A 19,352-nucleotide genomic window follows, 5' to 3' on the forward strand; every position below is an offset into this window, starting at 1 on the left:
CGGACCGCCCCGGGACTACAGGGCCACGCCGTCGATTTGCAGGGTTTGTACCGACTTTGCCGTGAAGGGGACGCTTGCGGATTTTTCGGACAGGCGGATGTCCGAGTGTGGCGTGTAGAGGTCGGCGCCGCCCGTCGTGACCGTGTTCCAGCGTGGGACCAGGCCCCCGGCACCACCCGTCACCGTCGCGAAGCGGGAGAGGTCGAACGTGAGGGTCTGGGCCGAGGCGGAGGTGTTCACCGCGACGATCACCAGGCGGCGGGCCGTCGCGTCGTACGCCGCCACCGCGTGGTCCACGCCCGTGTCCAGGATCGTCATGCCGGGGCGGATGTGGCGGCTGAACTGGGCCATCACGTAGTGCTTGGTCTGGACGGTGGTCGGCTGGAGCGTGTTCGCGTCGTAGGCGATCATCGCCCAGCCCGTGGACGGGTCCATGACCTGCCAGTAGCACCAGGCCGTCGGATGCAGCCAGCGGAAGTCGAGGCACAGGTTGGACGCCATCGTCAGGCCCGTGCCGTCGCTGTCGCCCGTCTCGGAGTTCCACAGCTTCTTGCGGGAGGTGGTCACGACGTCCGTGTGGAGGAGGTCGCGGCGGCCGCCCGAGCCCTGGTAGCCGTGCACGTTGACCTGCGAGACCAGGCCCTTCGTCGTCGAGTTGAAGGACGACCAGGTGGAGCGGGCCGTGTCGTAGTTCGTCTCGTCCGAGGCCGCTATGCGGATGCTCGTCAGGCCGCGCTTGTCCAGTTCGCTGCGCATGTACGGGAGGACGGCCGCCTGGACCGCCGGGTCCATGTGGCAGCCCTCCTGGGTGCCGGTCGCGGTCCACCAGGTGGAGGCCGGCTCGTTGAAGGGGTCGACCGTCGCGAAGTTCACGCCCCAGTTCGACTTCGCGTACAGGGCCGTCGCCGCCAAGTGGCCGGCGTGCTGGCGGTAGTTCCACGACTGGAGGTTGTTGCCGCCGCCCGACGCGCCCGAGGGGTTGTGGTTACCGCACATCCACCACATGGGGGAGTTCGCGAACAGCTCGGTGATCGCGCCCCGTTGCGTGGCCTTCACCAGCATCGCGCGCTGGTTGGCGTCCGCCGTCCACTTCCACGCCGAGGAGGTGGGGTCCTCGTTGGTCCAGTCCTGCCAGAAGCCCTCGATCTGCTTGAAGGCGGGGATGTTGGGCGACGTGACCATCGTCTCGCCGCCGACGCTGTTCCAGCTGCACGCGCCGAGGTTGTAGCGGGCGATGGTGAGGCCCAGGCCGGGGAGAGAACGGCCGTTGTACGTCACGGACTTGGTGGTGAAGAACAGGTCGGCGAAGTCGTCCCGGGCGCCGAAGACGTCGGCCCACCAGGCGAGGGAGGTGCCCCAGCCCTCCCAGGTGCCGTACGTCGTCGACGGGTTGACGGCGATGGTGGCGTCCGCGTGCGCGGTGCCCGTCGCCAGGGTGCTGCCGAGGAACGTTCCGCCCGCTGCGGCCAGCAGGCTTCTGCGTCGTATCTCGGCTCCTCCGTAAGGGAGATGAGGGCGCACGCCGGTCCCCGGCCCGGCGTCGCAAAGGAAGCCCGTTGCCGGGTGACGAGAAGCATCGGGTGTGGCGGGTGGGTTGTCGAGGGTTCCGACGCACCTTTCTCAAACCCGTGTACGAAGTCGCGGGTCCGGGCGGGAGGGCGGTCCTGTATAACGGACGACAGGACATACGCAGGGACGAGGGGAGGGGCAGCCGGTGAACCGGAGCTGGGTCACGCTGCGTCCCGCCCTCGCGCTGCTCTTCCTGCTCGTCGAGGTGGCGCTGCTCGACACCGGCAGCCTCTCCGCCACCGTCGCCCTCGCCGCCACCGCCGCGGTCTCGTCCGCCCTCGCGCTCTGCGCCGTCGTCGCCTCCCGCTGCGCGCCCGCCGTGCCGCGCACCCGCGTGCGCACGGCCATCCGCGACCGGGACCGGCGTACGGCCTTTCTGCCCCAGCGCGATCCCGACGCCCGGGGGCGCACCCGGCCCCGGGCACCCGGTCACGCCCTCCGGGCGACCGTCGCGTAGGGGCACCTCCACACCTGTCACACCCGTGAGTGACCCCGCGCGGTCGTCATGCCGTCATGACCTGTTCCCGGCACGACGAGACCCCCGGAGGGCTCACTCATGTCCGTCTTCGCAACCCTGGTCGAGCACCTCGCCGACCTGCTCCAGCCGCTGTTCGGCGCCTCGGCCGCCGCCGCGGCGATCGTCCTGTTCACCGCGCTCGTACGGCTTCTCGTCCACCCCCTGTCCCGGGCCGCCGCGCGCGGCCAGAAGGCCAGGACCGCGCTCCAGCCGAAGATCGCCGAGCTGCGGAGGAAGCACGGCAAGGACCCCGAGAAGCTCCAGAGGGCGGTGCTGGAGTTGCACGCCCAGGAGAAGGTGTCGCCGCTCGCCGGCTGTCTGCCCGGGATGTTGCAGGTTCCCGCGTTCTTCCTGCTCTACCACCTGTTCTCCAGCGACACGATCGGCGGCGAGGCCAACGCGCTGCTCGGCCAGCGGCTGTTCGCGGCGCCGCTCGGAGGGCGGTGGGCGGACGCGCTTCAGGGGGGTGTCCTCAGTGGTGAGGGGCTCGTCTACGGCGGGCTGTTCGTGGTCGTGGCGTGCGTCGCCGCGTTCAGCTACCGGATCAGCACGCGCATGATGGCCGCGAACCCGGCCGCCCGGGCCGGTGACGGGGAGCAGCTGCCCGGGCTGGGAGCGGTGGCGAAGGTGATGCCGTTCATGTCGTTCTTCACGCTCGTCACCGTGGCCGTCGTGCCGCTGGCCGCCGCGCTGTACGTCGTCACCAGCACGACGTGGGCTGCCGTCGAGCGGGCTGTGCTCTACCGGTGACCGGTGGCCGGTGGCCGGTGGCCGGTCCAGTACGTGAACGGGGTATTGCGGAGTGCACGCCCGGCTTGGAGGATCGACCAGTCCTCCGATGGCTGCCCCGCCGCATCCGGGTCGCGCTCATCGGTCGGGCGCCCGCGACAGAGGGAGACTGATCATGAAGCTGCTGCGAGTCGGTACGGCGGGGGCCGAGCGGCCGGCGCTGCTCGACACCGGGGGTGCCCTGCGGGACCTGTCGGGCGTGGTGGCGGACATCGACGGCGCGCTGCTCGCCGACGAGGAGGCACTGGACCGGGTCCGGGCCGCCGCGGACTCCGGGGAGCTGCCCCTGCTGGACCCCACCGGGCTGCGGATCGGGCCGCCGCTCGGCAGCATCGGCAAGATCGTCTGCATCGGGCTGAACTACCACGACCACGCGCGCGAGACCGGCGCCGAGCCGCCCGCCGAGCCGGTCGTCTTCATGAAGGCACCGGACACCGTGGTCGGCCCGCACGACACCGTCCTCGTGCCGCGCCGGTCTCTCAAGACGGACTGGGAGGTCGAACTGGCCGTCGTCATCGGGCGTACGGCCAGGTACCTGGAGTCCGCGCAGGAGGCGCTCGGGCACGTCGCCGGGTACGCCGTGGCGCACGACGTGTCCGAGCGGGAGTTCCAGATCGAGCGGGGCGGGACCTGGGACAAGGGGAAGAACTGCGAGACGTTCAACCCGCTCGGGCCCTGGCTGGTGACGGCGGACGAGGTGCGCGACCCGCAGGACCTGTCCCTGAAACTCTGGGTCAACGGCGAGCTGAAACAGGACGGGACCACGGCCGAGCAGATCTTCCCGGTCGGGGAGGTCGTGCGGTACCTCAGCCGGTTCATGACGCTGTACCCGGGCGATGTGATCAACACGGGGACGCCGGCGGGGGTGGCGATGGGGGCGCCCGACCCGAAGCCGTTCCTGCGGGCCGGGGACGTCGTGGAGCTGGAGATCGAGGGGCTCGGTCGGCAGCGGCAGGAGGTCAAGGACGCCTGACGGGCCGGAGGGCGCGGATCGGTGAAAGGCGCCCCCGGCGCAGTCGAGCGCGAGAGGAGCGCGTGCGGTGCGCGTGCTCCTGTTCGGCCTCTCATAGCGCTCGATGTGGGGAAATCAGCCAGTACGGTTGGCGACCGGGTGGACTGATGCACGGCGCGCTCCGAAGCGGCGACTCCCGCGCCGGTCTCGCACCTTGACGCGAACGGGGAGCACCATGCGGGTACTTGCGGACCGCTACGAGCTGATCGAGGAAGCAGGACGGGGCGGCATGGGCCAGGTCTGGCGCGCCACGGACCGGGAACTCGGTCGCGTCGTCGCCGTGAAGATCCTGCCGCCGGAGCTGACCCGGCACGAGGAGTTCCGGGTCCGGTTCCGCCGGGAGGCCCGCACGATCGCCTCGCTCAGCCACCGCAACATCGCCGTCCTGCACGACGTCGGCGAGGACGTCCGGGACGGCGGCGAGACGACCCCCTTTCTCATCATGGAGTTCATCGACGGCCGCACCGTGGCGGACGCACTGGCCGAAGGGCCGTTCACGGTCGAGCGTGCCCTCGACGTCAGCCGGGGCATCGCGGAGGCTCTCGCCCACAGCCACGGTCAGGGCCTGGTCCACCGGGACATCAAGCCCTCCAACGTCATGCTCACCTCCGAAGGCGGCGTCAAGGTCCTGGACTTCGGGATATCCAAGGTCGTGGCCGAGACCACCACCCGCCTGACCGCGACCGGGATGACGGTCGGGACCCCGGCCTATCTGTCACCGGAGCAGCTGACCGGTGGTGGGGTCGACGGCCGCTCCGATCAGTACTCCACGGGCTGCCTGCTGTACGAACTGCTCACGGGACGGCCGCCTTTCGCCGGTGACTCCCCGTTCGCCGTGATGCACCAGCACATCAGTAAGGAGCCCGTCGCCCCGTCCGAGCTGCGGCCGGTGATCCCGGCGGCGGTCGACGAGGTCGTCCTGCGGGCGCTGTCGAAGGACCGGGAGCAACGATTCGCCGGCATGGGCGAGATGCGGCAGGCGCTGGCCCGCGCGGGCACCGTGACCCCCGCCCTGCCGGCGATGCCCCCGGTGCCGCCGGTGCCTCCGCCCTCGGGATCCGGGCCGGGCCGGACGATGCTGGCCGAACAGCCGACCCAGGCCGCGTCGGTGCCTCGGCAGGCCGCTGCCGCACCCCCGCGGCCTCCCAAGGAGCCGGGCGAGGCGGCGGCAGGCCACGGCGATCAGCAACCGACCGCCGGCTCCTCCGAAGCGACGACCACCGGCCCCGAGCGGACCGGGCCCGAGGAGACCGGCCCTGAGCAGACCGACCGTGAGCAGACCGACCGTGAGCAGACCGACCGCGAGCGGACCGGCCCCGGGCGGACCGGCCCCGACGAGGCCGGCTCCCGGGCCGATGTGCCCCGGCGCAGATGGCGTCGGCTCCCGGCCAAGAACCGTGCGATGGCCCTGCTGGGGCTCCTGGTCTCGGCCGTGGTCGTCCTCGTCCACCAGGACGTCGAACCGTCGAGCGACCACCTCGTGCCGTTATCGGTGGTCGCGGCGCTGGGTCTGGCCGTGTTCCGCTGGCTCCCCCTGACGTCCACGCTCGCGTGGTGGGGGGCGGGAGCCCTGGTCATCGCGAGTGTCCCCGCGGGCGCGCCGGTCGAGGAGAGCGACTACACCTTCGCCTCCGACGCCGACTTCAACGGCACCCTCTACTACTACGGCACCTACTACAAGGACTACTACCAACTGTCCGAGGACCCCTCCGGGCACACCCTGTTCGAGCAGGGGTACGACGGAGGTTACGAGCCCGCGTCGGCCATGGTCTCCATGGACTACACGGGGCACGAGCCGATGTCCTTCCTCGCCGTCCCGGTCCTCGTCCTCGCCGTCCTCTGCCTGGCCCGGACGCTGCTCACCCGGCGGCACTCCGCTCTCCTCGCGGCCTCCGGCATCACGCTGGGCGGGCTGGGAGTCAGCTGGCTGGCCGCCGGAACGGACGACCAGGTGGCGTGGTTCTCCCTCGCCTGGGCCCTGACCGCGTTCGTGGCCGTCGTCCAGGAGGTGCGGGGCCGCAGACACGGCCCGGGCCCGCGACGGCCCCGACGCCGACTCCGGTTCGTCGTCGCCGAGTAGCAGCAGGGCCCGCGCCCCTGCGAGGTCAGCCCAGCAGGGCGGCCACCTCGCGCCACGCCTTCCTCGGGAGGGCGTCGCGCGGTGCGCCGTCCAGGACCTGGAGGGCGACGTGGTCGGCGCCCGCCTCGAAGAACGCGTCGATCTTGGCGCGGATCGCCGTGTCGTCACCCCAGGCGAACAGGGCGTCGACCAGGCGGTCGCTGCCGCCGTCCTTGAGGTCGTCCTCGGTGAAGCCGTGCCGGAGGAAGTTGTTGGTGTAGTTCGGCAGGGGGAGGTAGATCTCCAGGAACTCGCGGGCCAGGGCACGCGCACGGTCCGGATCGGTCTCCGGGACGACGCCCAGCTCCGGGGCCAGCAGCGGGGCCTCGCCGAGGATCTCGCGGGCGTGCGCGGTGTGTTCCGGGGTGACCAGGTACGGGATCGAGCCCGCCGCCCGGTCCCGGGCCAGCCGCAGCGACTTCGGGCCCAGCGCGGCCAGCAGACGGCGGTTTGCCGGCACTCCGGCGGCGTCCAGCCCGTCCAGATACTCGACCAGGGCCGAGTAGGGGCGGGCGTACTGCTCCACGCGCTTGGCGTGGCTCACTCCGAGGCCCAGCACGAAACGCCCCGGGTGGGCCGCCTCCAGCTCGGCGAAGGCCGCGGCGGCGGTGGCCGGCTCGTGCTGCCAGATGCTCTGGATGCTGGTGCCGAACGTGAGCTTCGAGGTCGCCTCGATGAGCGGGGCGGCGTGGGCGGCGGAGCTGTTGCCGCCCAGCCATACGGCGCCGTAGCCGAGTTCCTCCAGTTCGGCGGTGGCCTCGGCGAGTTCGCCGCGCCGGTCCGGGTCCTCCGAGCGCAGGCCTACGCTCCAGATGCCGTACCGGCCGACGGTCTCCTTCAGGGGGCTGGTCATCAGGGGGATCCCTCCGGTTGGGGCGCCGTGCTCGATCACGCGTACGCAGGTGCCAACCGGAGGGAGTCTCCGCTCATTCCATGGGGGCCTAGGCGCCCAGAAAGCGCTCCAGTGCCTCCACCACGAGCCGGTGGTCCTGGAGTTGGGGCAGGCCCGAGACCGTCACCGCGCCGATCACGCCCACGCCCTCGACGGTGATCGGGAACGAGCCGCCGTGGGCCGCGTAGGTGTCGGGGTCCAGGCGGGAGGACTCCTCGAACGTGCTGCCCTTGGCGCGGAAGCGGGCGCCGACCAGGTAGGAGGCGGAGCCGTAGCGCTCGACCACCCGGCGCTTGCGGGCGATCCAGGCGTCGTTGTCGGGCGTCGAGCCGGGCAGCGCCGCGTGGAAGAGCTGCTGTCCGGCGCGGTGGATGTCGATGGCGACCGGGGCCTGCCGCTCCCGGGCCAGTTCGACCAGGAGCGAGCCCAGCGTCCAGGCGTCGTCATACGTGAACTGGCGGAACACCAGCCGGCGTTCCTGCTTCTCCAGCTCCTCCAGGCTCGGCGTGAGCTCCGGGTGGAACTTCGGGGTGAGCCCCTGGCTGTGGGAGGGGTTGCTCTTGTGGGTCACAGCGTCACCGTCACCTTCTCGAGGGCCGAACGACGAGCGGCCTCCAGGACGTCCAGGGCGGCCGCCGCCTCCCGTGCGGTCACCGGGTTCGGGGCGCCCTCCAGCAGGGCCTTCGCCACGGCCGCATAGTAAGCGGGGTAGTCGCCCGGGAGGGTGGGTTCGGGGCGGCCGCCGCCGGTCACCGGGGACTCGCCGGAGCCGACGCGGCCCCACAGCGACTCGGGCTCCACGCCCCAGTCGGGGCCGGGGCGCAGACCGTCCCGGAGGGCCGCCTCCTGGGGGTCGAGGCCGTACTTGACGTAACCGGCGGCGGAGCCCAGGACGCGGAAGCGGGGGCCGAGTTGGGCCGTCGTCGCGGAGACGTAGAGGTGGGAGCGGACGCCGTTGGTGTGCGTGATCGCGAGGAACGTGTCGTCGTCCGTCTCGGCGCCCGGGCGGCGGATGTCCGTCTCCGCGTACACGGAGGCCGCCGGGCCGAAGAGGACCAGGGCCTGGTCGACGACGTGGCTGCCGAGGTCGTAGAGCAGACCTCCGATCTCAGCGGGGTCGCCGGACTCCCGCCAGCCGCCCTTCGGCTTCGGACGCCAGCGCTCGAAGCGGGACTCGAACCGCCACACGTCGCCCAACTCGCCCTCGGCCAGCAGCTTGCGCAGGGTGAGGAAGTCGTTGTCCCAGCGGCGGTTCTGGAAGACGGAGAGGAGCAGGCCGCGCTCCTCGGCGAGGGCGGCGAGTTCGCGGGCCTCGGCCGCCGTGCCCGCGACGGGCTTGTCGACGACGACCGGCAGGCCGGCCTCCAGCGCGGTCCTCGCGAGCGGCACGTGCGTCTTGTTCGGGGACGCGACGACGATCAGGTCCAGCTCGGCGGCCCGGGCGAACAGCTCGTCCGGTGTGGCGGCGAGGCGTACGTCCGGGAACTCGGCACGGGCCTGCTGCTGCCGTTCCGGGTGGGAGGTGACCACCGTGTCGAGGGCGAGGCCCTCCGTGGCGGCGATCAGCGGGGCGTGGAAGACGGAGCCGGCGAGGCCGTAGCCGACGAGGCCGACGCGGAGGGGCGAGCCGGGGGCTGTGCCGAGGGGTGTGCCAGTCATGCCCTCCACTTTCGCAACGCTGTTGCCAAAGTGCAAGCGCCGGGGACAATGGGGGCGTGGACAGGGCGGACGACCGTACGGGCGGAGTGGGCGGCATGCGCGGGGCGCCAGGCGCGGGAGCGGCCGGAGCGGGTGGGGCAGGCACGCGTGGTGTCGGAGCGGGTGGGGGCGACATGCAGGGGGCCGGAGCGGGTGGGGTGGGCAAGCAGGGGGTCGGCACGCGTGGGGCAGGCACGGGTGCGGTCGGTGCCGGTGGGTCAGGGGGCGGCGGGGTGAATCTGCTCGCTCTGCGCAGCCACAACGCCGCGCTGGTGCTCGACCTGCTGCGGACGGCCGGGGACGAGGGCATCAGCCGGCTCGAACTCGCTGAGCGGACCGGGCTCACCCCGCAGGCCGTCAGCAAGATCACCGCCCGGCTGCGGGAGGACGGACTCGCGGCGGAGGCCGGACGCCGGGCGTCGACCGGGGGCAAGCCGCGCACGGTGCTGCGGCTGGTACCGGAGGCCGGGCACGCCGTCGGGGTCCATCTCGACCGGGACGAGGTGCGGGTCGTGCTGGTGGATCTGCGGGGGACCGTGGTGGGGGAGCGGCGGGCCGCGCTGGATCTGGGCGCGGGGTCGGAGGCAGTGCTGGGGGCGGTGCGGGAGGCGGTGGCGGGAGTGCTGCGGGGCGGGGGCGACGGAACCTCCGGGCAGGGGACGGCCGCTGGTGAGGAGGTCTCTCGGGAGGGGCGGTCGGCTGGGGGCTGTGGGGGTCTCGGGCGGGGACGGGCTGAGGGGGAGGCGGGCTTCCGGCAGGGGTGGGCCGAGGGTGAGGAGGTCTCTCGGGAGGGGCGGTCGGCTGGGGGCTGTGAGGGCCTCGGCCGGGGACGGGCTGAGGGGGAGGCGGGCTTCCGGCGGGGGCGGGGCGAAGGTGAGGCGGGCCTCTGGCGAGGGCCGGGTGGGGCGGGGGCAGGCTTGTGGCAGGGGCTGGTCGGGGGCGGTCCGGGCCTTCTCGGGGTCGGTGTCGCGTTGCCCGGGCCGCTCGATCACGGCCGGGGCGTGCTGCACCGGGTGACCGGATTCCCCGAGTGGGACGGCTTCCCGCTGCGCGATGCGCTGGCGGAGCGGCTCGGGGTGCCGGTCGTGGTCGACAAGGACACCAACGCGGCGGCGCTCGGTCTCGCCGCCGGGGGTGAGCGCGGTTCCTTCGCGTACCTGCACCTCGGCACGGGGCTGGGCGCCGGGCTGGTCATCGGTGGCAGCGTGCACCGGGGGGCCAGGACCGGAGCGGGGGAGTTCGGCCACCAGGTGATCCAGCTCGACGGCCCGCCCTGCACCTGCGGGAACCGCGGCTGTGTCGAGGCCCTGTGCCTCGCCGCGGTGGCGCGCGGCGATCTGGACGAGGCGGCGCGGGTGCTCGGGGCCGGGGCGGCGAACCTCGTCGGGCTCCTCGACATCGACGTCGTCCTGCTCGGCGGCCGCACGGTGGCGGCGGCGCCGCGTGTCTTCACGGACGGGGTCGGCGCGGTCCTGCTCGCCCGGGCCCGCCGCACGGGCCAGGACGCCGTCCCGGTACGCGTCGCGGCCGGGGGAGACGGAACCGTGGCGGTGGGCGCCGCTCAGCTGGTGCTGGGGCCGGTGTTCGGACGCGGCGGAGGCTAAGACGGGGGCGCGGGGACGATCCCGGCCGGGTGGTGGTCCAGCACCGTCCGCGTACCCCTGACGACCCCACCCGGGACGGTCCCACCCCGGACGGTCGCACCCGGGACGGTCGCACCCCGGACGGTCCGCACCCGGGACGCTCCCACCCGGGACGCTCCCGCCCGGGACGGTCCGACCGGGACTGGTCCGCCGGATGCCGTCGGGGACGGTCCGACCCGGGACGCTCCCGCCCGGGACGGTCCGACCCGGGACCTCCCGCCCGGGACGGTCCGACCCGGACTGGTCCGCCGGATGCCGTCGGGGACTGTCCGCCGACCGGGCGGATCCGCGCCGCCGTTCGGGGCCGGTGCGCGGCGGTGACGTCTCGCGGGCCCCTCCGCTCGGAATGTCACATCATCATGCGACTCTGCACGCCCGCTCACCTCTGCCTGGCGGCGGCAACGGCGACCGCCGTCCTGCTTCCCGGCGCACACCCGGCGCTCGCGGACGCCCCGGCGCCCGCCTGCGCCGCGCCCGACGACCACACCTTCCCGCTCACCACCCGCATCCACGGCGGGCCGGCCTCCTACACGGCCGGCGGCGGGTTCGGCACCTGGTCCGTCGACCTGACCAACACGACCGACCGGACCTGCGCCGGGATCCACCCCGTCGTCGTGCTCGTCGACGACAAGCGGACCCTGGAGCCGTCCCAGCCCCGCCTCGAGTTCTTCGAGGGGGAGAACGCCCACCCCGTGCGGTTCGAGAAGACCGGCGAGGACGAGCTCGTCGCGGCGTTCGCCGACGAGGAGGGCGGCTTCGCCGGGTTCACCGTCGCCCCCGGCGACACCGTCACCGTGAAGGTGCGGCTCACCCTCACCTCGGACGCCGAGCCCAACGAGGTCACGGCCAACGCCGCGGTGGTGCAGCGGCACGACGACGACGGCGACTGGGTCGGGCAGTCGAACGACTACCGCTTCCGGATCGACGGCGGCGAACAGGGGACGGGCACGGACACCGACCCCGGCACCGGCAAGGACACCGGCACCGACACGGGCACGGAGCCCCGCCCCGACCCCGACGCCTCCGTCCCGCCCCGCGAGGACCGGCTCCCGTTCGCGGAGGAACTGGCCCGTACCGGCACCGGCACCCAGGTCAGCGCGGCCGCCGCGGCCCTGCTGCTGGCCGGCGGAGTGACCCTGCTCGTCGCACGCCGCCGCCGCTAGGCCGTCCCGCCAGTCGGGACGTCGTACGCGGAGCGTTCCGCAAGATCCCGGCTCTGTTTAGGCTGGGTCGCAGGCTGGACCGCGTACGGCAGGAGATTCCGCACATGGCAGACCGCAAGCCCATCGCGTCGTGGCTCACCGACATGGACGGTGTGCTCATCCACGAGGGCGTACCGATCCCCGGCGCCGACGCCTTCCTGAAGAGGCTCCGCGAGTCCGGGAAGCCGTTCCTGGTCCTCACCAACAACTCGATGTACACCCCGCGCGACCTGCACGCCCGGCTGCGCCGCATGGGCCTGGAGGTGCCGATCGAGTCCATCTGGACCTCGGCGCTGGCCACCGCCCAGTTCCTGGACGACCAGCGGCCGGGCGGCTCGGCGTACGTCATCGGCGAAGCCGGGCTGACCACCGCGCTGCACGACATCGGCTACATCCTGACCGACCACGAGCCGGACTACGTCGTCCTCGGCGAGACCCGCACGTACTCCTTCGAGGCCATGACGAAGGCGGTGCGGCTCATCCTCGGCGGAGCCCGGTTCATCTGCACCAACCCCGACGAGACCGGCCCCTCCACCGAGGGCCCGTTGCCCGCGACCGGCGCGGTGGCCGCGCTGATCACCCAGGCGACCGGCAAGAAGCCGTACTTCGCGGGCAAGCCGAACCCGCTGATGATGCGGACCGGGCTGAACGCCATCGGGGCGCACTCCGAGACCAGTGCGATGATCGGCGACCGCATGGACACCGACGTGCTGGCCGGCATGGAGGCCGGGATGCAGACGTTCCTGGTGCTCACCGGCCTGACCCGGCCCGAGCAGGTCGAGGACTTCCCGTACCGGCCGTCTCAGGTCGTGGACTCGATCGCGGACCTCGTCGACCGGGTCTGAGCCCCGGGCAGGCGGCGGGAGGGGCTCAAACCCCAGGTCACCCGTACGGAGCAGCCGCCGCGTCCCTGAGGATGCGGCGGCCCACCGGGCGGGGGAGGCTCCAGGCGTCTGGAGGTTCACGATGGGTTCCCTGAAGGTCACTTTCTGTACGAGCGTCCTGGCCGTCGTCGCCCTCGCACCGGCGGCGTACGCGGCGGACGCGGGGAGTGTGTCGGTGAGCCCGGCGGCCCCCGTACCCGGCAGTGAGGTCACGCTGCGCGTGACCGGCTGCGCCCAGCGCACGGCCGTGGCCGCCTCGTCGGCGTTCGTCGCGGACGCGCGCCTCACCGCCGGCGGCGCGGACGAGGTCACCGGCGACAGCCGCGTCCGCTCCACGCTCAAGGCTGGTTCGTACACCGTGCGGGTCACCTGCGGTGCCGTCCGGCGGACCGGCACGCTCACCGTCCGGGACCACGAGGGCGGACCGTCCGGGTCCCCCCGTGCGTCCGTGCCCGGGGCCGGTGGACAGCCGCCCGCGCCCGCAGTGGGCGCACAGCCACCCGTCTCCGGGCTCGGTGGGCAGCCGCCGGCGCCCGGCATGGGCGCACAGCCACCCGTGCCCGGGAAGGGCGGCGGGCAGACCGCGACACCCGGCGTCGACGACGAGGCGTCCGAGGCGTCACCCTCCCGCCCGCCCGGGGCGCCCGCCTCGCCCGTCGCCCCCGTCGCCGCGGGCGGTGGCGGTGCCGCCGTCGCCGCGCAGGAGCGCGGTGACGGTCCCGGCGCGGCGCAGGGCGTGACCGGGCTGGTGCTCGCGGGGGTGGCCGCGGTGGTGGTCGTCGTGCTGCGCGGTGCCCGCCGGGGCCGCGGGACGGACTGACCATGCACGATCGCGATCACGAGCCGAGACGCTTCTCGGGCACCGGACGCCTGCTGACCGGCATGGCCTGGGTCGTACTGCTGCTCGGACTGTGGCTGTGGGGCCGCGAAGTCACCGAGATGCGGCACGGCATCGCGGCGCCCGCCACGGGTGACATGGCCGCGGCCGGACGGCCCCCGGACATCAAGCTGCCGCCGGAGCACCGCCCGCTGCGCGACGCGCTGCCGCAGCGGATCGACATCCCCGGGCTCGGCGTGCAGGCCCCCGTGGTGGCACGCGGTCTCGACGCGCGCGGGGCCCCCGACCCGCCGCCGTACGACCAGCCGGGCGTGGTCGGCTGGTACGCCGGCGGCGTCGCGCCCGGGGCGCCCGGCACCGCGCTGATGGTCGGTCACGTCGACACCGAGACCCGGCCCGCCGTCTTCTACCGGGTCAGTGCCATGCGGCCGGGCCAGACGATCCGGGTGGTCAGGGCGGACGCCAAGGTCGCCGAGTTCACCGTCGAGTCCGTTCAGGTCCTCACCCGCGACCACTTCGACGCCCACCAGGCGTACGGCGCCCGTGAGTCGGGGCGGGCGGAACTCCGGCTGGTCACCTGCGGCGGCAGCTTCGACCGCACGACCCGCAGCTACACGGCGAACGTGGTCGTCTCGGCGTACCTGACGGGAACCGGCCGCTGAAGCCCCCTGCGGCAGCCCTGCGCGGCAGCCGTGTGCGGCCACCCAACCCGGTCGGCGACCCGCTCCCCCTGAGGCCGCCGACCGGGCCGGTCCTCGACCGCGCGCGCACGGGCTGCGGGAGTGACCCGGCGAGCTGCGCGGGAGGCCACGGGAGCCACGGTGGGTGAATCTCTGGCCGAAGGCCGGGCATGTGCTGTGAAGACTCTAGAACCAAAGCGCCGCCCAGGCCTAGGGGTTGGATAACGCCAGGTCCCGGTACGGTGGCGCTGCGTCATCGACGGGTGGGCCTCGCCGCATGGACGTCGCGGGACGTATGTCAGGATTGAGACTTGGAACGGTGCACCCAAGGGGGAGTTGGATGTACGGCAGCAGGGGGGTTCGGACGTTCGCCGGGAGGCGGATGTCCGCAGCGGTGCTGGGGGCGGCACTGCTGGTGACGGGATGTTCCTCCTCCGATGGAGGAGACGGCTCGGACGACCGCGGTGACGCGGGCGCCGGGATCACCCAACAACCCAAGGACAAAGCGCCCTTCTGGGTCAACCCGGACGGGACGGCGGCCCGGGAGGTCGCCGAGCTGGAGAAGTCCGGCAAGAAGCAGGACGCCGAGCAGATTCGCAAGATCGCCGAGCAGCCGGTCGCCGAATGGGTCGGCCCGGACAACCCGGAGGGGCAGACCCGGGGCTTCACCGAGGCCGCCGACAAGGCCGGCCGCACGGCTCTGCTCGTCCTCTACAACATCCCGCACCGCGACTGCGGCCAGTACTCGCAGGGCGGCGCCGCCGACGGCGACGCCTACCGCGACTGGCTCGACGGCGTCGCCGCGGGCATCGGCGACCGACCCGCCCTGGTCGTCCTGGAGCCGGACGCCCTGCTGCACCTGGTCGACGGCTGCACCCCGGAGCAGTTCCACGAGGAGCGCTACAACCTCCTCAAGGGCGCCGTCACCAAGCTGAAGTCCCTGAAGAACACCAAGGTCTACCTGGACGCGGGCAACGCCGGATGGCAGAACCCGGACCAGATCTTCGAGCCGCTGAACCGCGCGGGCATCGCCCAGGCCGACGGCTTCTCGGTCAACGTCTCGAACTTCTACTCCACCGAGGACTCCATCGCCTACGGCAAGCAGCTCTCCGCCAAAGTCGGCGGCAAGCACTTCGTCATCGACACCAGCCGCAACGGCAAGGGGCCCTACAGCGACGGCAAGCCCGACGAGCGCTGGTGCAACCCGCCGGGCCGCTCCCTGGGCGAGACCCCGACGACGAAGACGGCGGACCCGCTGGTCGACGCCTACCTGTGGGTGAAGCGGCCGGGCGAGTCGGACGGTGAGTGCAAGGGCGGCCCCAAGGCGGGCGAGTGGTGGGCGGACTACGCCCTGAAGCTGGCGAAGGCCACCGGCTGACGCACGGACGCACATGACGAGGGGCGCTCTCCCACAGGGAGAGCGCCCCTCGTCGCCGGTCCCGGGGCCGCTAGGGCACCTTGACCCACTGCGCCTTGCTCGGGGTGCCGTCGGCGTCCGTCACGAACAGCATGTACCAGCCCGCCTGGACCAGGTTCCGGTTCTCCGGCACGGTCACCGTCAGCTTGTCGCCGGACGCCTTGAAGTCCAGGGCGATCGACCGCTGGTCGACGTCCGTGACGTGCGTGGCGGCGCTCGGCCGGATCAGCCGGACCTTCTTCACCTTCGCCGCGTCCGACGAGGTGAACGTCCCCGTCCCACCGCGCTCGATGGTCTGCGGACCGCCCGACAGCGCGGGCTGTTCCTTGTCGCCGTACAGGTAGGGCGGCGTGTAGATCTCGATGCGCTGCTCGAACTCGCCCGGCTTGGTGTTGGCCTTGTCGGCGTAGAGCGAGTCGGAGCCGAAGAACATCACGCGTCCGTCGGGCAGCAGGATCGACCCGGAGTGGTAGTTGCGGCCCACGAGCGGGTCGGCGACGCGCCTGAGCTCGTTCTTCTCCGTGTCGTAGAGCCGCGCCTCGAAGATGTTGGAGTCGCCGCGGCCGCGGTAGTCCTCCGAGCCGCCGGAGATCAGCACGCTGTCGTCGGGCAGGATCGAGGCGTTCGGGTAGCGGGTGCCCTTGTCCAGGGACGGGCCGTCCACGAAGCGCGGGTCCGGCTTCTTCAGGTCGACGATCCGGGTCTTCTCGCTGGACTTCTCGGACTCGCCGACGCCGCCGCCGCCGACCACCATGTACTTCTCGTCCTGCGCCGGCGGCAGCAGCACCGTGCCCGACGTCTCCATCAGGGTGGGGTCGCTCAGGCCCGGGATCTTCGAGAACTTGTTGGTCTCGACGTCCCACACGCCCGGCTCACGGCCCACGTTGTCCGGCCCGTAGCCCGCGTTGGACCCGGAGTAGAAGACCTTGCCGTTCTGCATGAGGAACAGCGCCGGGTACGTCGGGAACTGCCGGACCTTGCCGGTGTAGGCCCACTTCTTGGTCTTCGGGTCGAAGACCTCGTTCTTGCCCGGGACCAGCTGGCCGATGTCGTCGAGGCCGGAGACGCTGAGGATCTTCCCGTCGCTCAGGGTGGTGAGCGTCGGGTACCAGCGGGCCTCCTTCATCGGGTCGACCTTGATGTACTTCTCGGCGACCGGGTCGAACTCGAAGGCGTCCCGAATCCCCTGGAAGTCCTTCTTGTCGAGGGCGAGCTTCTGCGCGATGCCGTAGGTGTTCTTGGCGTCGGCGCCCTTCAGGCCGTGCACGCGGTAGTTGTCCTGCGTGCCCGTCTCGTACTTCTTGCCCCGCTTCTGCGCCTCGACGTAGATCCGGCCGAGACCGGGGTCGTTGCGCAGGAACTTGCCGGTCGCCTTGTCGAACACCTTCTTCGCGCGCGGCACGAGGACCGGGTCCTTCGAGACGAAGGTCTTGCCGTTCTTCTTGCCGGTGAACGTCGTGCCCGCGGGCAGGGTGATCGGTTCGTCCGGGTTCTCGTTGTGGACGATCATCAGGCCACCGGCCTTGGTGACGTCACCCTGGAGCTTCTCGTAGCGCTTGGTGCCGCCGGCTATCAGGAGATTGCCGTTGGCGAGCTGGGTGTGGCCGGTGCAGAACAGGTCGGCCGGGGTGGGCACCTTCTTGATGGTGCCCTTGACCGGGTCCCATATCCGGGTGTCGAACTTCTTCGCGTCGAAGTTGTCCTGGTTGTTGCCCGACCCCGCGACGAGCAGCACCTTGCCGGTGCGCAGCAGCGCCGCGTGGATGGTGTTCTGCCGGTACTCCTCGGGGAAATCGACGATCTCCCACTTGCCGTTCGCGGCCTTGTACTCCGGCTTGTTGATTGTGTACTGGTGGTATTTCTCGGTGCTGAAGCGGTAGAGCCACGGCCCGTTCATCCCGGCCAGCGCGAGTACCACCGCCGTGCCGATCGCGAGTCGACGGGCCCGGCGGCGGCCTGCACGGTCGTTCATTCCTTACGTCCCCCAAGTCCACCAAGGGCGATGTGCATGGTCTGGTCGGATCCCCCGACCTCCCCGTGTGCGCCCGGGGTGGCGGCCCAAGTGGGCTTCTGCTGCGGGGTGTGAGCCGACGGCTGCTGCGGGATGGGCAGCGACTGCGTCCGGTTCGGACCCGCAGGGTCCTGCGGCTGCCCCGCGGCGTGGGCAGCGGGCTTCTTTGCGTCCTGCCGCAGCTGCCAGCGCCAGGCGAACACCGGCGAGGCGGTGATCAGCAGCGCGAACGTGGCCCAGATGATCATCGCCGGGTGGGAGTGGCCGAAGACGAAGCCGGCCACGATCGACGCACCGAAGATCGCGACGAAGTACCAGTGGTAGCGGAACGTGCCGAACCAGCGGTCCGGGCTCGCCGAGTCGCCCTTGGGCGTCACCACGAACTTGCTCTTGCGCCGCAGCACGGAGTCGATCAGCGCCTTCGCGTACAGCGGCGCCGAGAGCGCGGACATCACCATGCCGGCCACACCGCCGGAGCCCTCCGGCTCGTGCGGCGAGACGTTGTGCCGGCGGTTCCAGACGTACAGGCCGATCTGCAGGGCGGAGGCGTTGCCGTAGAGCATCAGCCACACGGCCGGGTCGATGTTCACACCCGAGGCGCCCAGGCCCAGGAACAGCGCGCAGCTGAGCGCCGCGAGGATCCAGTTGAGGGCCGACATCGGGTAGAAGATGATCATCATCGTGTAGTTGAAGAGCTTGCTCGGCGGCAGCGAGTACCAGCCCTTCCAGTACTGCCCGATGATCGTCTCGTACGTCCCTCGCGACCAGCGCATCTGCTGGGTGAAGAAGTCCGTCCAGGCGCTCGGGCCCTCACCGACGGCGAGCACGTCCGGCGTGTACACCGAGCGCCACTTGCGTCCCGTCGCCGGGTTCTTGTGGCGGTGCATCTCGAAGCCGGTCGCCATGTCCTCGGTGATCGAGTCGTACAGACCGCCGATCTGCTTCAGCGCCTTGATGCGCACCGCGTTGGACGTGCCGACGAACATCGGGGAGCCGTAGCGGTTGCCGGCGCGCTGGATCAGCGCGTGGAAGAGGAACTGCTGGGACTCGGCGGCCTTGGTGATGGGGTTGTCGTAGTTGCCGTAGACCTGCGGGCCGATGACGAAGCCGACGTCCGGGTCGCGGAAGAAGCCGAGCATCCGCTCCAGGTAGTTGGGCAGCGGCACGTGGTCGGTGTCGACCGACGCGAAGAAGTCGTAGTCGTCGCCGTGCGCCTCCAGCCAGGCGTTGTAGTTGCCGTGCTTGGTCTTGGCGCGGTGCGGGCCCTTGGCCTGGTTCCACTTCGCGACGCCCTTGCGGGAGAAGTGGTGCACGCCCAGGCGCTCGCAGACCGCCTTCACATCGGGGTCGTCGCCCTCGTCGAGCAGCCAGACGTGCATCAGGCCCCGGTGGCGGATCTTGACCGCGGCCTCCAGGGTCTTCGTCACCATCTCCAGCGGCTCCTTGCCGGGCACGAAGGAGGTGAGGAAGGCCACTCTGGTGCCGGTCTCGGGCACCACCGGGATCGGGTCGCGGGCCACCAGCGTGGCGTGCGCGTTGGACAGCACGTTCATGCAGCGGAAGAACTCGATCAGACCGATCGAGACGAGCATGACCATGTCGAGCGCGGGCAGCCAGTCGAAGGCGGGGTAGTCGCGCTCGGTCCAGTGCTCGGGCTGGAGCAGCCAGAACAGCAGCACCAGCGACAGCACCGGGGCCGCGGCCAGCATCAGCGCGACCCGGATGCGGTGCGGCTCCTGCGAGATGAGGGAGCGGTACTGCACCTTGTACGGCTTGTTCGGATCCGGTTGGGTGAGGGGACCCGCGAGCCGGCTGTAGTGCTCGTAGTCGTATCTCGGCAGCGTCTTCTTGATCCGCCGGAATGTCCCCGTGGTGCTCATCCGGTGCGCCGGCACCCTGAGCTGGGTGGTCTGGGACGGGTCGTTTTCCTGCCGGGCACCCGTGGGCCTCGACGTCATGAGTCATCCCCCCACACGCGAAAAGCGCGTGTTTCGTAGCTTCGTACCGTCTGGTGCAGGTCCCCCTCGACCTTCACAGACGTCTCAGTGGTGGATCGCAGTCACCACGTCATCCACACCCTA

General features: G+C 71.7%; 16 protein-coding genes. 10 read left to right on the forward strand and 6 right to left on the reverse strand.

The genetic code is table 11. The features are described 5' to 3' along the window. Positions 1 to 15: 15 nt before the first annotated feature. A complete protein-coding gene (locus tag ACFZDI_RS17125) occupies positions 16 to 1,521 on the reverse strand; it encodes a beta-1,6-galactanase (RefSeq protein ID WP_391251350.1) in 1,506 nt (501 codons plus the stop codon). Positions 1,522 to 1,714: 193 nt separating this feature from the next. Between ACFZDI_RS17125 and ACFZDI_RS17130 the strand changes: the two genes are divergently transcribed. From ACFZDI_RS17130 to ACFZDI_RS17145, 4 genes are all read left to right on the forward strand, one after another. Next, positions 1,715 to 2,026 (forward strand): DUF6412 domain-containing protein, encoded by a 312-nt coding sequence (locus ACFZDI_RS17130; protein WP_391251352.1) that lies wholly within the window; start codon positions 1,715 to 1,717, stop codon positions 2,024 to 2,026. A gap of 99 nt (positions 2,027 to 2,125) precedes the next feature. Then, positions 2,126 to 2,836 (forward strand): membrane protein insertase YidC, encoded by a 711-nt coding sequence (locus ACFZDI_RS17135; protein WP_391251354.1) that lies wholly within the window; start codon positions 2,126 to 2,128, stop codon positions 2,834 to 2,836. Between the two features lie 154 nt (positions 2,837 to 2,990). Next, positions 2,991 to 3,848, forward strand: coding sequence for a fumarylacetoacetate hydrolase family protein (locus ACFZDI_RS17140; RefSeq protein ID WP_391251356.1), 858 nt, complete (start codon positions 2,991 to 2,993; stop codon positions 3,846 to 3,848). Positions 3,849 to 4,062: 214 nt separating this feature from the next. Further along, complete coding sequence (locus ACFZDI_RS17145; protein WP_391251357.1) at positions 4,063 to 5,967, forward strand: protein kinase; 1,905 nt, start codon at positions 4,063 to 4,065, stop codon at positions 5,965 to 5,967. A gap of 25 nt (positions 5,968 to 5,992) precedes the next feature. Here the strand turns inward: ACFZDI_RS17145 and ACFZDI_RS17150 are convergent, their stop codons facing one another. From ACFZDI_RS17150 to ACFZDI_RS17160, 3 genes are all read right to left on the reverse strand, one after another. Then, positions 5,993 to 6,859 carry an LLM class F420-dependent oxidoreductase gene (locus ACFZDI_RS17150; protein WP_234845667.1) on the reverse strand — a complete coding sequence of 289 codons (867 nt, stop codon included), beginning with the start codon at positions 6,857 to 6,859 and terminating at the stop codon, positions 5,993 to 5,995. 88 nt (positions 6,860 to 6,947) lie between these two features. Beyond that, positions 6,948 to 7,469: a heme-degrading domain-containing protein gene (locus ACFZDI_RS17155; RefSeq protein WP_234845668.1), complete on the reverse strand. Its 522-nt coding sequence runs from the start codon at positions 7,467 to 7,469 to the stop codon at positions 6,948 to 6,950. Beyond that, positions 7,466 to 8,557 (reverse strand): Gfo/Idh/MocA family oxidoreductase, encoded by a 1,092-nt coding sequence (locus ACFZDI_RS17160; RefSeq protein ID WP_234845669.1) that lies wholly within the window; start codon positions 8,555 to 8,557, stop codon positions 7,466 to 7,468. Before ACFZDI_RS17160 ends, ACFZDI_RS17155 begins: the two co-directional genes overlap by 4 nt. A gap of 173 nt (positions 8,558 to 8,730) precedes the next feature. Between ACFZDI_RS17160 and ACFZDI_RS17165 the strand changes: the two genes are divergently transcribed. The 6 genes from ACFZDI_RS17165 (at position 8,731) to ACFZDI_RS17190 (ending at position 15,221) form a co-directional block, all read left to right on the forward strand. Continuing rightward, the gene (locus tag ACFZDI_RS17165; RefSeq protein WP_391251359.1) at positions 8,731 to 10,200 is read left to right on the forward strand and encodes an ROK family protein; all 1,470 of its coding nucleotides are present in this window, start codon (positions 8,731 to 8,733) and stop codon (positions 10,198 to 10,200) included. Between the two features lie 398 nt (positions 10,201 to 10,598). Beyond that, entirely contained in the window at positions 10,599 to 11,402 is an 804-nt protein-coding gene (locus ACFZDI_RS17170; protein WP_391251361.1) for an LPXTG cell wall anchor domain-containing protein, read from the forward strand. Positions 11,403 to 11,506: 104 nt separating this feature from the next. Beyond that, on the forward strand, positions 11,507 to 12,286 hold the full coding sequence (locus tag ACFZDI_RS17175) for an HAD-IIA family hydrolase (RefSeq protein WP_234849034.1): 780 nt from the start codon (positions 11,507 to 11,509) through the stop codon (positions 12,284 to 12,286). 121 nt (positions 12,287 to 12,407) lie between these two features. After that, the gene (locus ACFZDI_RS17180) at positions 12,408 to 13,145 is read left to right on the forward strand and encodes a hypothetical protein (RefSeq protein WP_391251364.1); all 738 of its coding nucleotides are present in this window, start codon (positions 12,408 to 12,410) and stop codon (positions 13,143 to 13,145) included. 2 nt (positions 13,146 to 13,147) lie between these two features. Next, positions 13,148 to 13,825 (forward strand): class F sortase, encoded by a 678-nt coding sequence (locus tag ACFZDI_RS17185; RefSeq protein ID WP_391251366.1) that lies wholly within the window; start codon positions 13,148 to 13,150, stop codon positions 13,823 to 13,825. A gap of 358 nt (positions 13,826 to 14,183) precedes the next feature. Continuing rightward, positions 14,184 to 15,221 carry a glycoside hydrolase family 6 protein gene (locus ACFZDI_RS17190; protein WP_391251368.1) on the forward strand — a complete coding sequence of 346 codons (1,038 nt, stop codon included), beginning with the start codon at positions 14,184 to 14,186 and terminating at the stop codon, positions 15,219 to 15,221. A gap of 70 nt (positions 15,222 to 15,291) precedes the next feature. Here ACFZDI_RS17190 and ACFZDI_RS17195 read toward each other — a convergent pair whose 3' ends face one another. Next, on the reverse strand, positions 15,292 to 17,232 hold the full coding sequence (locus ACFZDI_RS17195) for a kelch motif-containing protein (protein WP_234849030.1): 1,941 nt from the start codon (positions 17,230 to 17,232) through the stop codon (positions 15,292 to 15,294). Then, positions 17,229 to 19,229 carry a glycosyltransferase family 2 protein gene (locus tag ACFZDI_RS17200; RefSeq protein WP_234849029.1) on the reverse strand — a complete coding sequence of 667 codons (2,001 nt, stop codon included), beginning with the start codon at positions 19,227 to 19,229 and terminating at the stop codon, positions 17,229 to 17,231. Before ACFZDI_RS17200 ends, ACFZDI_RS17195 begins: the two co-directional genes overlap by 4 nt. Positions 19,230 to 19,352: the final 123 nt, after the last annotated feature.

It is taken from the genome of Streptomyces sp. NPDC007907 (genome assembly GCF_042959365.1).
In the GTDB taxonomy this organism is placed as follows: Bacteria; Actinomycetota; Actinomycetes; order Streptomycetales; family Streptomycetaceae; genus Streptomyces; species Streptomyces indiaensis.

What these genes read in the sequence shown, in the direction of transcription:
- ACFZDI_RS17135 (WP_391251354.1), top strand. Translation starts at nt 2,126, where the DNA reads ATGTCCGTCTTCGCAACCCTGGTCGAGCACCTCGCCGACCTGCTCCAG.
- ACFZDI_RS17140 (WP_391251356.1), top strand. Translation starts at nt 2,991, where the DNA reads ATGAAGCTGCTGCGAGTCGGTACGGCGGGGGCCGAGCGGCCGGCGCTG.
- ACFZDI_RS17145 (WP_391251357.1), top strand. Translation starts at nt 4,063, where the DNA reads ATGCGGGTACTTGCGGACCGCTACGAGCTGATCGAGGAAGCAGGACGG.
- ACFZDI_RS17150 (WP_234845667.1), bottom strand. Translation starts at nt 6,859, where the DNA reads ATGACCAGCCCCCTGAAGGAGACCGTCGGCCGGTACGGCATCTGGAGC.
- ACFZDI_RS17160 (WP_234845669.1), bottom strand. Translation starts at nt 8,557, where the DNA reads ATGACTGGCACACCCCTCGGCACAGCCCCCGGCTCGCCCCTCCGCGTC.
- ACFZDI_RS17165 (WP_391251359.1), top strand. Translation starts at nt 8,731, where the DNA reads ATGCAGGGGGCCGGAGCGGGTGGGGTGGGCAAGCAGGGGGTCGGCACG.
- ACFZDI_RS17170 (WP_391251361.1), top strand. Translation starts at nt 10,599, where the DNA reads ATGCGACTCTGCACGCCCGCTCACCTCTGCCTGGCGGCGGCAACGGCG.
- ACFZDI_RS17175 (WP_234849034.1), top strand. Translation starts at nt 11,507, where the DNA reads ATGGCAGACCGCAAGCCCATCGCGTCGTGGCTCACCGACATGGACGGT.
- ACFZDI_RS17180 (WP_391251364.1), top strand. Translation starts at nt 12,408, where the DNA reads ATGGGTTCCCTGAAGGTCACTTTCTGTACGAGCGTCCTGGCCGTCGTC.
- ACFZDI_RS17185 (WP_391251366.1), top strand. Translation starts at nt 13,148, where the DNA reads ATGCACGATCGCGATCACGAGCCGAGACGCTTCTCGGGCACCGGACGC.
- ACFZDI_RS17190 (WP_391251368.1), top strand. Translation starts at nt 14,184, where the DNA reads ATGTACGGCAGCAGGGGGGTTCGGACGTTCGCCGGGAGGCGGATGTCC.
- ACFZDI_RS17195 (WP_234849030.1), bottom strand. Translation starts at nt 17,232, where the DNA reads ATGAACGACCGTGCAGGCCGCCGCCGGGCCCGTCGACTCGCGATCGGC.
- ACFZDI_RS17200 (WP_234849029.1), bottom strand. Translation starts at nt 19,229, where the DNA reads ATGACGTCGAGGCCCACGGGTGCCCGGCAGGAAAACGACCCGTCCCAG.